The organism is Mesorhizobium sp. M00.F.Ca.ET.216.01.1.1 (assembly GCF_004010325.2).
Classification (GTDB): Bacteria; Pseudomonadota; Alphaproteobacteria; order Rhizobiales; family Rhizobiaceae; genus Mesorhizobium.
The window spans coordinates 168,137-180,828 of record NZ_SADR02000003.1; the positions used below are offsets into that span (position 1 = coordinate 168,137).

Below are 12,692 nucleotides of genomic sequence, written 5' to 3' on the forward strand. Positions count from 1 at the left end.
TTGACGCTGGTTGCGGTTCAGAAAAAGTCAACTTTTCCCCGCCAAGTATCGCGCCATGGCAAAGCTCCTGATCGTTGAGGACGATGAGTCCGTCCGCACCCTCGCCGCCCGCGCTCTCGAACGCGCCGGGCATACAGTCGCCATCGCCGCCGACGGCGCGCAGGGCCTTGCCCTGATCCGCGCAGCGCAAGGCAGCTTCGACCTCGTCGTCTCCGACATCCGCATGCCGGAGATGGACGGCATCGAGATGGCCAGGGCGGCTGCAAGCCTTTTCCCGGCGACGAAGATCATGCTGATGACCGGCTATGCCGACCAGCGCGAACGGGCCGAGGAATTGAATGGCGTCATTCTCGACGTCGTGCAGAAGCCCTTCACTCTGGCCGAGATCCGCGCCCGGGTAGACCGCGCGCTCGCTTGCTTTGCCTGACGGTGGTCAGGCGGGATCGCAGGTCGCCGCAATCGTCGGCGCAATGCTCCTGCGCCGGCTGGCATTCAGCGCGAACAACCCGGCGCCGATGATCAGTGCCGCGCCGATCACTGTGGTCGATTGCGGCACTTCGGCGAAGAACAGGAAGCCCCACAGCGGCGACCAGATGATGCCGGTGTATTCGAAAGTGGCGACGCTGTTGGCAGGCGCCAGCCGGTAAGCCTGCGACAGCAGGATCATCCCGGCCGAGGCGACGAAGCCGCAGGCTGCCATCTTCAGGAACTCAATCGGCGTAGGCCATGCCCATGGCCTAACAAGGAACTCGAGGCTCGGGTGGATGGCGTGGTCTATCCCTGCAAGCCAGAACAGCCCGGCGACCGCTATAGCACCCAAGAGGTAGACGCCATTTTGATAGAACGCCATGACGGTGGACGATTCGGTATCGCCGATCTTGCGGGCCATCAGCTGCGAAAAGCCGTAGAGAACCGCCGAGCCTAGCGAAAGCAGCGCCGCCCACTCGAATAACCCGGCACCGGGCCGCAGCATCACCAGCACGCCGAGCATCCCGACCAGGACAGTGGCCAACGTCTGCCACGCCACGCGCTCTCCGAGATAAGGGCCAGCAAGCACCATGATGAACAGCGGCGCCATGAAATAGAGAGCAACCGCATCGGCAAGCGGCAGAGCGGCGATTGCCAGATAATAGACCGTGTAAGAGGTGAACAGGATGAGGGCTCGCATCGTCAGCATGCGAAATCGCTTCGAGACGATCGCCTTGAGCCCGACATCGGCATGCACGAGGACAAGCAGAATGGGCAGGGCGACTATTGAGCGGATCGCCATCACTTCGGTTACCGGATAAGTGCTCGACACGGCCTTGATCAGCGGATCCTGGAGCGAGAACACCAGTACGCCGAGGCAAAGGCTTACGATGCCGAGGACGATCCGGTTCTGCATGTCGTTTTAACAAGCTCCCTGTAGGTCCGGCTCGGGGCCGGTTTGCTGTCAGGTAAAAAGAACCCGCCACCGTTTTCGGGCAGCGGGTATGAGTGAGGACTCTTCGATTGGTCCGCGGCCGATTTCGCAGCCGCATATCCAATGGGTGAGCCGACTATCGTCTGGCGTTTGACATGTTGCAAACGAATTGGAATGATGCCAGCAATCAGATTTTCTGATGGCAAATGTGATGAAACCAACCTTGGACAGCGACCTTCTCCGCACCTTCGTAGCGGTGGCCGAAACCGGCAATTTCACCAAGGCGGCGGAACGGGCGGGCCGTACGCAGTCGGCGGTTTCGATGCAGATGAAGAAGCTCGAAAGCATGGTCGGCGACAGCCTGTTCGAGCGCGGCTCGCGCGGCGTGGCACTGACGCGCCGCGGCGGTGAACTCATCGCCAATGCCAGGCGCATCGTTTCCCTGCTCGACGAGACCGCGGCATCGATGGCGGCGCCGCCGCTCGGCGGACCGGTTCGGATCGGCATCCCGGCGGAATATGGCCATTCGATCCTTTCGCGCGCGCTCGGCGCGTTCGCCAAGCGCCATCCGCAGGTCGAGGTCACGGTGCGCTATGCCCATTCCGGCTCGCAGATGCGGGCGCTGGCGGCAGGCGAACTCGATCTCGCGGTGGTGTTCGAATGGGAGAGCTTCTCGGGCGGCGAAGTGCTGATGCACGATCCGACGGTTTGGGTGACGTCGAGTCTCCACCACATGCACGAGGAGCGGCCGCTGCCGATCGCGCTCTACAGCCGCGATGGCTGGTGCCGAGACTTCGCCATCAAGTCGCTGGAACAGCGCGGTCTTGCCTACCGCGTCGCCTATACCAGCGACACCAATGGCGGCCTGAAGCTTGCCGTCACCTCGGGGCTTGCGATCGCGCCGATCTCACGCAGCAACATCCCTGCCGGCTGCCGCGAACTCGGCGCGGCCGACGGGTTCGGCGACATCGATTCCTCGAACGTCGTCCTGCACCGCAATCCGAGCGTCTCCGGTGAGGCGATCGACGGCATGGAAGAAGCGATCCGGGAGGCGTTCTTCGACAAGCCCGGCGTTTTGCCGATATCGACTTACCAGACTTCGTCCTGAGACTATTTTAGCTCCAGCAGCCGCTCGAGATAGCTGCGTTCGATGTCGGGGCTGAGCGCATTGCCGAGCCGCTTGCGGATCGCTTCCAGGATCTGGCGTGCCCGCTGCACGTCGATTTCATCCGGCACCCTCACTGAGTTTCCGTCGTCGGGACCCCGGGTGGTACGGGGCCGGCCAAGCGGGTCGCGGTCGGCGTCCTGCTGGCGGCCGCCTTCTCCGCTGCCGCCCTGGTCGCCCTGCATGGCCTGCAGTTGCTTCATCATGTCCTTGGCGCCCTTGCGCAACGCCTCCAGCGCCCGGCCCTGGTGACCGACGGCCTGATCGCCGTCGCCCTCGCCGAGTGACTGTTCGGCATTGCCCATGGATCTGCCGGCCTCGCCAAATCCCTCATTGGGCGCGAGGCCCATGCCTTCGAGCCCCTTCTTCAGCTGCTCGAGGTCGCCCTGCAATTTCCCCTGGCCCTCTTGCAACTGCTTCAGCGCATCGGCGAATTCCTCTGGCGTCATCGGCTTCGGCCGAGCGAGCGGGTCGCGGTCGTCACCGGCGCCGGGATTGCCCTCTTCGCCCATCGGACCCTGCTCACCGTTTTCGCCGAGCTGCTCGTCGCGGTTTTGTCCGCGCTGGCGCTGGCCACGCTGCATCTGATCCATGCGGAAGGTGTCGTTCATCATCTCCTGCTGGCGCCGCATGATCTCGCCGAGCTTGTCCATCTGCTGGCGCATCTCGCTGTCTTGCTGGCCACCTTGCTGTTGGCGCCCGGCCTGCAGGTTATTCATCATGTCCTGCAATTGCGAAAGCAACTCCTGCGCCTTGTCGCGATCGCCTGACTTCGCCAGGTTTTCGATCTGATCCATCATGCGGTCGATGTCGCTCTGGCGCAGCTCCTGGCCGTTCTGCTGCATCTGCGGGGCGTTGGGGTTCTGCTGCGCGCGCTGGGCGAATTCCTGCAGGAACTGGTTCATCGCCTCGCGCAGTTCCTTCATCGCCTTTTCGATCTCCTGGTCGCTGGCGCCGTTCTTGATCGCGTCCTGCAGCGCCTGCTGCGCCTGACGCAGACGCTTTTCGGCCGCCGACAGATTGCCTTCCTCGATGCCAAGCGCGACTTGCCAGAGATAAGCCACCTCATCACGCAACTGGTCGTCGCTGTCGGCCATCTTCAGCCGGCTGCGGGCGCTCATGATGGCCAGGTAGTGCGTCATGTTGTCGAACGTGTCCTCGGGCCGCAGCGTGATCGCGTCCATCAGGTCGAGCGCGCGGGGCTTGGCATTGGCGTCGAGCGCCAGCATACGGCGCTGTTCGATGACGGCCCGCGCCAGCGGATTGGAGAAAGGCCGCTCCGGCATCACCAGCGTCTTGGTTTCGCTGGTTGCGGTATGCCCGGCGTCGTCGGTGGCAACAAGCGTCAGCCTGATATTGCCGCCGGCCCAGGCGTGTTCGGTCAGGTCTTTGCTGGTCTTGGCGGCCTTGCCGCCGCGACGCGGCAGCGCCAGCGGCATGTCGGGCGGGCCGTAAAGGGGATGCGCGTTGGGCGCCTGCGGGTCGGCCAATGCGAAAGCGGCCTTGGCGGTGGCGGCGCCATAATCGTCGTCGATCTGGTAGTTGAGCTCGAAGGCGCCATTGACAGCACGCTTGGGTTCACCGACGAAGCGGATCTGCGGCGGCTTGTCCGGGATCATCGCGAAAGCCCAGTGGCCGAGGTCGTCGTCGCCCGATTTCAGGGTCAACGTGCCGTCGGTGGTCAGCTTGCCGGTGAACTGGCGCACTTTGGACGTCGCCGGGTTTGCCGCAGGTTTGGCGCCAGCCGCTTGCGGTCCGGTCGGATCGATGGCGCGGGCGTTGCCGGCTGCGTCGGCGTAGCTCAGCGTTTCCTCGCCCGAACCACCGGTGACACGCAACGAGACATCGCTGCCTTGCGGCACAGTGAAGGTCGAGGCAGCCTGGTTGGCGTCGGCGGTGAGGAAGACCGGTGGCTTGCCGGTATAGGCCGGCGGCGTCACCCAGGCATCGATGCGCGGCGGAACGGTGTCGCGCGCCGCGCGGGCGACGAAGCCGTCGCCTATTCTGCCGCCCGAGGGCCCGAAGGAGAAGGCAAAGGCGGTGACGAGCAGCAAAGCGGCAACGGCGCGCAGCCCCCAGCGATCGCGCTCGGGCACGCGGGCGCGCGGCCGGTCGGCGCCGAGGTGGCCCAGCCGGTCCGCCATGCGTTTTTGATGTTCGCGCCACAGCGCCTGCGAAAAGATGCTTTCCCTGCCGCTCGGCCGGTCGGTCTGCACCAGCACCGGGCTGTGCAGCAACTCATTGGCCGCCTCGATGCGACGATCGATCTCGGCAGCCGACGGCAAGCGGAAGAACCGCAGCGGATAGAGCGCTGCAACGGCAGCGATGCCGAACGCCGCGACGAGGCCGATGCGCGCTGTATCCGGCAGAAGCTGGAACAGGCCGAGCCACGAAACGCTGAGGAACATGCTGGCGACGATGACCAGCGGCAGCAGCAACGGCCAGCCACGCTCGACCGTCATCGAGACCCGCGTCGCCAACCGGCTCACGGCAAGGCGCCCGGCCAGGCTGCGTTCGCTGCTGGAGGTGGGTCGTTCGCTCATCGGCCCTTCCTGTCCGGGCGGGATGGCCCGAACCTCACGACTCAAAGAATAACAAGAAACACGGCGAAGGCGAGGCGGTTCCTTAAAACGTGAAGAGGCGTTGCACCGGTTGTGATCAGAATTTCGCCGGATTCGCGTTTGCACCGCAAACCAGAACGGCGACGCGCTCGCCCGGCGACGGTGCGTAGCGGCCGGACAAGATCGCCGCGAAGGCCGCGGCACCGCCCGGCTCAGAGATGATTCGCACGCGGTCCCACAAGGCCATCTGCGCGGCGATGATGTCGTCATCGCTGACCAGTATCGAGCGCTCGACGAAGGCCTCGGCGATGGGGAACATCAGCTCGCCGACGCGCTTTGGCGCCAGCGAATCGGCGGCGATGCCCTCGGCCGGCGCATCGACGGGCCGGCCGGCCTCGAAGGCGCGGTGGAGCGTCGGTGCACCCTCGGGCTCGACGGCGATGATCCTGATGCGGCCGGCAAACCAGGCGGCGATGCCGCCGATCAGGCCGCCGCCGCCGACGGCGACCAGCAGCGTGTCGAGTTCGGGCAGATCAGCCTCGATCTCGAGGCCGAGCGTGCCTTGTCCGACCAGCGTTTCCTCCTGGTTGAAGGCGTGGATCTGCAGCGCGCCGGATTGTTCGGCAAAGATTTCGCTGGCGGCCAGCGCCTCGGCGTAGCGTGCGCCGCCGACAACCAGCTCGGCGCCGTAGCCGCGGATGCGGTCCAGCTTGGCCGGCGGGCTCACTTCGGGAACGAAGATGGTCGCCTTGTGGCCGAGCCGCATGGCGGCATAGGCGACCGCGGCACCGTGATTACCGCCCGATGCCGCGACGACGCCTGCCTTGGGAACCGGCCGTTCGAGAAGATTGGTGAACGCGCCGCGTGCCTTGAACGAGCCGGAATGCTGCAGGCACTCGAGCTTCAGGTCGACCGCAAGTTGCGAACGGCCGAAATCAGCCATGTCGACGCGCAGCACCGGCGTATGGCGCACGAATGGCCGGATGCGTGGTTCCGTGGCGGCGATGCGTTCGCGTGTGATCGTGTTGCCGTCTGGCATGGGCCACTCCTGAGGTTGACATTACTTAGTAACTTAGCAAAATGGCTAAATGCAAGTCGAGATCATCAAGGCAATCGCCAACGAGCGCAGGCTGCAGATCCTCGCTTGGCTGAAGGACCCGCGCGCGCATTTTCCGCCGCAGACGGATGGCGATCTGGTCGACGACGGCGTTTGCGCACTGCTGATTGCGGAGAAGCTCGGCATTGCCCAGGCGACGCTCAGCGAACACATGCGCGTGCTCACCCAGGCGGGTCTTTTGCGCAGCAAGCGCATCAAGCAATGGACGTTCTATCGCCGCGACGAGGACAGTATCGCCGAGGCCAGGGCTCTGATATTTCGCCAGATGTAGCGCTAATCTGGTCAGGGCCGGAATGGAACCTTATGGTCTACTCTAGCCAGTCCGGCACCGAATCCAGGCCGATCAGTTCGTCATAGCTCTGGCGTGGGCGCACGACATGGAAGCGGTCGCCGTCGACCAGCACTTCCGGTACCAGCAGGCGGGTGTTGTAAGTGCCGGCCTGCACCGCGCCATAAGCGCCGGCCGTGGCGACGGCGATCAGGTCGCCGGCCTTCAGCCTGGGCAGGTCGCGGTCGAGGCCGAGATAGTCGCCGGTCTCGCAGACCGGGCCGACCACGTCGACCTTCATGCGCGGCGCTGAGGCCGGCTGTTGTACGACCGGCCTGATGTCGTGGAAGGCGTCGTAGAGCGTCGGCCGGATCAGATCGTTCATCGCGGCGTCGACGACCAGGAAATTCCTGGCGTCGCCCTCCTTCACGAAGATCACTTCCGAGACGAGGATGCCGGCATTGCCGACGATCAGCCGACCCGGTTCGAACATCACCTTCAGCCCGAGCCTTGAGACATGCTTCTTGACGATCTGGGCATAGGCGTCGGGCAGGGGAGGCGGGCTGTTGTCAACGCGGTAGGGAATGCCGAGGCCGCCGCCGAGATCGATATGCTCGATGGCGTGGCCGTCGGCGCGCAGCGCGCCGACCAGTTCCACCAGCAGGGCGAAGGCATCGTCGAACGGCTGCAACTCGGTGATCTGGCTGCCGATATGGGTGTCGATGCCGGTGACCTTGATGCCCGGGAGTTCGGCGGCGCGGGCATAGACCTTGCGCGCCCTTTGCCAGGGAATGCCGAACTTGTTCTCGGCCTTGCCGGTGGAGATCTTCTTGTGCGTTTTTGCGTCGACATCCGGATTGATGCGCAGCGAGATCGGCGCGACCTTGCCCAGCGCCGTGGCTCTGGCTGACAGCAGTTCCAGTTCCGGCTCGGATTCGACGTTGAAGCAAAGGATGCCGGCCGAGAGCGCAAGATCCATTTCGCGCGCGGTCTTGCCGACGCCCGAAAACAGGATCTTCTTCGCCGGGATGCCGGCCGCCAGCGCACGGCGCAATTCGCCTTCGGAAACCACGTCGGCGCCGGCGCCAAGCTTTGCCAGCGTTCTCAACACCGCCTGGTTGGAATTCGCCTTCATTGCGTAGCAGACCAGCGCGTCGAGCCCGGCAAAAGCCTCCGCGAAGACGCGGAAATGCCTGGTCAGCGTCGCCGTCGAATAACAATAGAACGGCGTGCCGACGCTTGCTGCGATATCTGAAATCGGCACGTCCTCGGCATGCAGCACGCCGTCGCAGTAGTCGAAATGGTTCACGAGAATGGTTCCGGAAAGATCAGAGCAGCGGGTCGAGGATGAACTTATTGTCCTTGAGCGGTTTCTCCGGCTCGGGCAGCAGCGGCTGCTTGGCCTTCTCGGCATCCTTGCGTGCCTGCACGGCCGCCTCATAGGGCGTGTCGAGGCCGCTCTTCCTGCCGCAGGCCGTGACGGTCGCCACCGCCGCCAGAAGCGTGAGCGTCACCAAAATCCTGCTTCCGATCATCGATCCACCCGTCCGAAACTTCTGTTCGCCGCCGCTTTTAGCCGAGTTTTGTTGGCATTGCACCCCGGCCTAAGCCTTTGCCAGCCGCTTTTTCCAATAGCGGATCTGCTTCCTCACCTCCGACGGCGCGGTGCCGCCGAAGCTTACGCGGCTCTTCACCGAGTTCTGCACGGCAAGCACCGAAAACACATCCGCGGTGATGCCCGGGTGAATGGACTGCAAGGCTTGCAGTGAAAGCCTGTCGAGCCCGATCTTTTTCTCTTCCGCCAACGCCACGGCGCGGCCGGTGATGTGGTGCGCTTCGCGGAACGGCAGGCCAAGAGCGCGCACCAGCCAGTCGGCAAGGTCGGTCGCGGTCGAGTAGCCGGAACCTGCAGCCTTCTTCATCGCGGCGGCGTTGACTGTCATGTCGCGCACCATGCCGGTCATCGCCGCCAGCATCAGGTCGAGCGTTTCGGCGGCGTCGAAGACGGATTCCTTGTCTTCCTGCATGTCCTTGCCATAGGTCAGTGGCATGCCTTTCATCACCGTCAGCAGGCCGACCAGATGGCCGGTGACGCGGCCGGTCTTGCCGCGCACCAGTTCGGCGGCGTCGGGGTTCTTCTTCTGCGGCATGATCGAGGAGCCGGTGGAGAAGCTGTCCGACAGCCTGACGAAGCCGAACTGCGGCGTTGACCAGATGATGATCTCCTCGGCAAGCCGCGACAGATGCGTGGCGCAGATCGCTGCCAGCCCCAAGAACTCCAGCGCGAAATCGCGGTCCGAAACGCTATCCAGCGAATTGCGCATCGGCTCGCGGAAGCCGAGAGCCCTCGCCGTCCTGTGGCGGTCGATCGGAAAGCTGGTGCCGGCAAGGGCGGCTGCACCAAGCGGGCTTTCGTCCATCCGCTCGATGGCGTCGCGGACGCGCGACAGGTCGCGCGAAAACATCTCGACATAGGCCATGCAGTGGTGGCCGAAGGTCACCGGCTGCGCCGCCTGCATATGGGTGAAGCCCGGCATCACGGTTGCCGCATGCTCCTCGGCCCGCTCCAGAAATGCCGCGATCAGGCCCTTCAGCGCCTCGGCGACGCGAAAGCATTCGTCCTTGACCCACAGCCTCAGGTCTACCGCCACCTGGTCGTTGCGCGAGCGGGCGGTGTGCAGGCGGCCGGCGGACGGGCCGATCAGGTCGGCAAGGCGAGCCTCGACATTCATGTGGATGTCTTCCAGCCTGGTCGAGAACTCGAAAGTGCCCGTCTCGATCTCTGCCAGGATCGTGTTCAGCCCGTGAGCGATTTTTTCTTGATCGGCCGCCGAAATAATGCCCGTTTGCGCCAGCATCTCGCTGTGAGCGATCGAGCCGCGAATGTCCTGCGCGTAAAGCTTGCGGTCGAACGAGATCGACGCGTTGATCGCTTCCATGATCGCGGCCGGACCCGAGGCAAAACGTCCGCCCCACATCTGGTTGCTGGCCTTCTTATCGCTCATTGCTATAACCCGTGCTCCGGAGCAGTTTTTAAGAAAATGGCAGACGGCAATAGATTTTTCCCGGCCCCGCGCCTCATCCTCGCTGCCTTGGTGGCGGGCGTGCTGGCTGGTGCGGTCGCGGTATATGTCAGCGAGAGCGGTACTGGCAACAACGCACCGGCGCAAGTCGCTGTCGGCACCAGCAAGGACGACGTTGCCTGCGCCGCCAAGGCCGACCATGCCAAGAAAGTCGCCGCCGCAGCCACCGGCCAGGTCGCCGCGCTATTGCCGGCCGACCCGCCGCAATCGCTGAAAAGCCTCGCCTTCAACGGCCCCGACGGCAAGCCGACGACGATTGCCGGCCACGCCGGCAAGACGGTGCTGCTCAATCTGTGGGCGACATGGTGCGCACCCTGCCGCGCCGAGATGCCGGCGCTCGACACGCTGCAGAAGGAGATGGGCAGCGACGCCTTCCAGGTCGTCGCGGTCAATGTCGATGCCGGAGACGACGCCAAGCCGAAGAAGTTCCTCAAGGAAATCGGCATCGAAGCGCTCGGCTATTACCGCGATCCGACGATGACGCTGTTCAACGACGCCAAGGCGCGCGGCCTGGCGCTCGGCCTGCCCGTCACCATGCTGATCGACGCTGAAGGCTGCCTGATCGCCCACATGAACGGTCCGGCCGGATGGTCGAGCCCCGACGCCAAGCGGCTGGTCGAAGCGGCACTTGGACCATCAGACTGAGCGCAGGCGTCTGGCGATCATCGCGGGATCCTGCCCGCGCCTGTCAGGCGGTAAGCCGGCTAGGCAATTGCTTTCCATCGTCTCCCATCCGGAAGTGAGCACTACTTTAGGCAGAAGTGATGTGCGTCGATCCGCAACAAAACCGTTGTCCATTTGTCATGAGCGACACATAGTGCCGTCGCGGGAGTGCCCCTCTCGCCAATGATAAACGGGAGATGAAACATGAAGTTCTTCGGCTTCGCGGCCGGTGTTGCCGCCACTTTGACGCTGCTTTCCACCACCTCCGCCTTCGCCGTCACGCAGATCAGCTGGTGGCACGCCATGACCGGCGCCAATGCCGAGGTCGTCGACAAGATTTCCAAGGATTTCAACGCCAGCCAGAGCGACTATGAGATCGTTCCAGTATTCAAGGGCACCTATCCAGAGACGCTGAATGCCGGCATCGCTGCCTATCGCGCCGGTCAGGCGCCCGACATCCTCCAGGTCTTCGACGTCGGCACCGGCGTGATGATGGCGGCCGAGGACGCGATCAAGCCGGCTGCCGATGTGCTGACCGGTGCCGGGATGACCTTCGACAAGAGCCAGTATCTGCCCGGCATCGTCGGCTATTATTCGAAGCCGGATGGCACCATGCTGTCCTTCCCTTACAACTCCTCCTCGCCGATCCTCTACTACAACAAGGACATCTTCCAGAAGGCAGGCCTCGACGTGAACAGCCCGCCCAAGACCTGGAACGAGGTGTGGGAAGCTGCCAAGAAGATCAAGACCAGCGGCGCTGCCGCTTGCGGCTACACCTCGACCTGGCTGACCTGGATCCACCTGGAGAACTTCGCGGCGTGGAATGACGTGCCGTGGGCTACCCAGCAGAATGGCCTGGCCGGCGGCGATGTCGAGCTCAAGATCAATGCGCCGATTTTCGTCAACCACTTCCAGGCGCTCGCGGACCTCGCCAAGGACGGCACTTTCAAATATGGCGGACGCACCTCCGAAGCCAAGCAGATCTTCCTCGCCGGCGAATGCGGGATCATGACTGAATCCTCCGGCGGCCTCGGCGATATCGTCAAGTCGGGCATGAATTACGGCATAGGGCAGCTTCCCTACGACAGCGATGCCAAGGGCGCGCCGCAGAACACCACGCCCGGCGGCGCCAGCCTGTGGGTATTCGCAGACAAGTCCGACGAGGAGTACAAGGGCGTTGCGGCGTTCTTTGCCTATCTCTCCAAGACCGATGTGCAGGAATACCTGCACCAGAAGTCGGGTTATTTGCCGGTGACGCTCGCCGCCTACGAGGCGACCAAGAAGTCCGGCTTCTATGACAAGAACCCCGGCCGCGAGACACCGATCCTGCAGATGACCGGCAAGGCGCCGACCGACAATTCGAAGGGCGTGCGCCTGCCGAACCTGCCGCAGGTGCGCGATATCCAGAACGAGGAGTTCGAGAAGATGCTGGCCGGCCAGCAAACCGCGCAGCAGGCACTCGACAATGCGGTGACGCGCGGCAACGCAGCGATCAAGGAAGCGCTGGGGAATTAGGGCGAGCGCAACGTCCGGCGGAGTGGCACTTTTGACCCCGCGCGTCATCTTCCCCAACAAGATCCTGCCCTACCTGCTGGTGGCGCCGCAACTCGCCATCACGCTGGTCTTCTTCTACTGGCCGGCGGGGCAGGCGCTCTACCAGTCGATGCTCAGGCAAGACCCGTTCGGGCTGAAGAGCAGGTTCGTCTGGTTTGCCAATTTCAGGAAGGTGCTTGTCGATCCTGCCTACCTCAATTCGATCAAGGTCACGGTGGTGTTCTCGCTTGCCACCGCGATCGTCGCCATGGGCGTGGCGCTGCTGCTTGCCGTCATGGCTGAGAAAGTGGTGCGCGGCAAAGGTATCTACCGCACGTTGATGATCTGGCCCTATGCGGTGGCGCCGGCGATTGCCGGCATGCTGGGGCTGTTCCTGTTCAATCCGTCGATCGGCTCACTGTCCTATCTGCTGAGACGTTTTGGCATCGCCTGGGATCCACTGCTCAACGGCACCCATGCCATGATCCTGCTGGTGGCCGCCGCAGCCTGGAAGCAGATCAGCTACAATTTCCTGTTCTTCATCGCCGGCCTGCAAGCGGTGCCGAAGACGCTGATCGAGGCGGCGGCCATGGACGGCGCCAGCGAGACCAAGCGCTTCTGGACCATCGTCTTCCCGCTGCTTGCGCCGACGACCTTCTTCCTGCTGGTCGTCAACACCGTCTATGCCCTGTTCGACACGTTCGGCATCGTCCATGCCGTCACCGGCGGCGGGCCGGGCAAGACGACCGAGACGCTGGTCTACAAGGTCTACAATGACGGCTTCGTCAATCTGATCCTCGGCGATTCGGCGGCGCAGTCGGTCATCCTGATGATCATCGTCATCGCGCTCACCGCCATCCAGTTCCGCTATGTGGAACGCAGAGTCCATTACGGCTGAGG

The 12,692-nt window shown here is 63.8% G+C and carries 12 protein-coding genes; 6 read left to right on the top strand and 6 right to left on the bottom strand.

Features of this window, described 5'->3' with window-relative positions; all coding sequences use genetic code 11:
- Window positions 1–55: 55 nt before the first annotated feature.
- A complete protein-coding gene (locus EN859_RS05840) occupies window positions 56–427 on the top strand; it encodes a response regulator (RefSeq protein WP_127852488.1) in 372 nt (123 codons plus the stop codon).
- Window positions 428–433: 6 nt separating this feature from the next.
- Here EN859_RS05840 and EN859_RS05845 read toward each other — a convergent pair whose 3' ends face one another.
- Complete coding sequence (locus EN859_RS05845) at window positions 434–1,384, bottom strand: DMT family transporter (RefSeq protein ID WP_127852487.1); 951 nt, start codon at window positions 1,382–1,384, stop codon at window positions 434–436.
- A 229-nt stretch (window positions 1,385–1,613) separates the two neighbouring features.
- On the opposite strand from EN859_RS05845, the gene EN859_RS05850 reads away from it, so the two are divergent.
- A complete protein-coding gene (locus tag EN859_RS05850) occupies window positions 1,614–2,510 on the top strand; it encodes a LysR substrate-binding domain-containing protein (RefSeq protein ID WP_127852486.1) in 897 nt (298 codons plus the stop codon).
- Between the two features lie 2 nt (window positions 2,511–2,512).
- Here EN859_RS05850 and EN859_RS05855 read toward each other — a convergent pair whose 3' ends face one another.
- Together EN859_RS05855 and EN859_RS05860 are read right to left on the bottom strand one after the other, a co-directional pair.
- Window positions 2,513–5,110: a TIGR02302 family protein gene (locus EN859_RS05855; protein ID WP_127852485.1), complete on the bottom strand. Its 2,598-nt coding sequence runs from the start codon at window positions 5,108–5,110 to the stop codon at window positions 2,513–2,515.
- A 115-nt stretch (window positions 5,111–5,225) separates the two neighbouring features.
- Window positions 5,226–6,167, bottom strand: a complete 942-nt coding sequence (locus EN859_RS05860; RefSeq protein WP_127852484.1) for a threonine/serine dehydratase — start codon at window positions 6,165–6,167, stop codon at window positions 5,226–5,228.
- Between the two features lie 49 nt (window positions 6,168–6,216).
- On the opposite strand from EN859_RS05860, the gene EN859_RS05865 reads away from it, so the two are divergent.
- Window positions 6,217–6,516 (top strand): metalloregulator ArsR/SmtB family transcription factor, encoded by a 300-nt coding sequence (locus tag EN859_RS05865; RefSeq protein ID WP_127852483.1) that lies wholly within the window; start codon window positions 6,217–6,219, stop codon window positions 6,514–6,516.
- Window positions 6,517–6,553: 37 nt separating this feature from the next.
- Here EN859_RS05865 and lysA read toward each other — a convergent pair whose 3' ends face one another.
- The 3 genes from lysA to argH form a co-directional block, all read right to left on the bottom strand.
- Window positions 6,554–7,822: a diaminopimelate decarboxylase gene (gene lysA / locus EN859_RS05870; protein ID WP_127852482.1), complete on the bottom strand. Its 1,269-nt coding sequence runs from the start codon at window positions 7,820–7,822 to the stop codon at window positions 6,554–6,556.
- Window positions 7,823–7,841: 19 nt separating this feature from the next.
- Window positions 7,842–8,048 carry a lipoprotein gene (locus tag EN859_RS05875; protein WP_127852481.1) on the bottom strand — a complete coding sequence of 69 codons (207 nt, stop codon included), beginning with the start codon at window positions 8,046–8,048 and terminating at the stop codon, window positions 7,842–7,844.
- A gap of 69 nt (window positions 8,049–8,117) precedes the next feature.
- On the bottom strand, window positions 8,118–9,518 hold the full coding sequence (argH, locus tag EN859_RS05880; RefSeq protein ID WP_127852480.1) for an argininosuccinate lyase: 1,401 nt from the start codon (window positions 9,516–9,518) through the stop codon (window positions 8,118–8,120).
- Between the two features lie 36 nt (window positions 9,519–9,554).
- On the opposite strand from argH, the gene EN859_RS05885 reads away from it, so the two are divergent.
- From EN859_RS05885 to ugpA, 3 genes are all read left to right on the top strand, one after another.
- Complete coding sequence (locus tag EN859_RS05885) at window positions 9,555–10,241, top strand: TlpA disulfide reductase family protein (protein ID WP_127852479.1); 687 nt, start codon at window positions 9,555–9,557, stop codon at window positions 10,239–10,241.
- Window positions 10,242–10,463: 222 nt separating this feature from the next.
- Entirely contained in the window at window positions 10,464–11,774 is a 1,311-nt protein-coding gene (gene ugpB, locus EN859_RS05890; RefSeq protein WP_127852478.1) for a sn-glycerol-3-phosphate ABC transporter substrate-binding protein UgpB, read from the top strand.
- Between the two features lie 31 nt (window positions 11,775–11,805).
- Window positions 11,806–12,690: a sn-glycerol-3-phosphate ABC transporter permease UgpA gene (gene ugpA / locus EN859_RS05895; protein WP_127852477.1), complete on the top strand. Its 885-nt coding sequence runs from the start codon at window positions 11,806–11,808 to the stop codon at window positions 12,688–12,690.
- The last annotated feature ends 2 nt before the right edge of the window (window positions 12,691–12,692 follow it).

Coding starts and splice junctions, on each gene's coding strand:
- EN859_RS05840 (WP_127852488.1), top strand. CDS start 56: ATGGCAAAGCTCCTGATCGTTGAGGACGATGAGTCCGTCCGCACCCTC.
- EN859_RS05845 (WP_127852487.1), bottom strand. CDS start 1,384: ATGCAGAACCGGATCGTCCTCGGCATCGTAAGCCTTTGCCTCGGCGTA.
- EN859_RS05850 (WP_127852486.1), top strand. CDS start 1,614: ATGAAACCAACCTTGGACAGCGACCTTCTCCGCACCTTCGTAGCGGTG.
- EN859_RS05855 (WP_127852485.1), bottom strand. CDS start 5,110: ATGAGCGAACGACCCACCTCCAGCAGCGAACGCAGCCTGGCCGGGCGC.
- EN859_RS05860 (WP_127852484.1), bottom strand. CDS start 6,167: ATGCCAGACGGCAACACGATCACACGCGAACGCATCGCCGCCACGGAA.
- EN859_RS05865 (WP_127852483.1), top strand. CDS start 6,217: ATGCAAGTCGAGATCATCAAGGCAATCGCCAACGAGCGCAGGCTGCAG.
- EN859_RS05875 (WP_127852481.1), bottom strand. CDS start 8,048: ATGATCGGAAGCAGGATTTTGGTGACGCTCACGCTTCTGGCGGCGGTG.
- argH (WP_127852480.1), bottom strand. CDS start 9,518: ATGAGCGATAAGAAGGCCAGCAACCAGATGTGGGGCGGACGTTTTGCC.
- EN859_RS05885 (WP_127852479.1), top strand. CDS start 9,555: ATGGCAGACGGCAATAGATTTTTCCCGGCCCCGCGCCTCATCCTCGCT.
- ugpB (WP_127852478.1), top strand. CDS start 10,464: ATGAAGTTCTTCGGCTTCGCGGCCGGTGTTGCCGCCACTTTGACGCTG.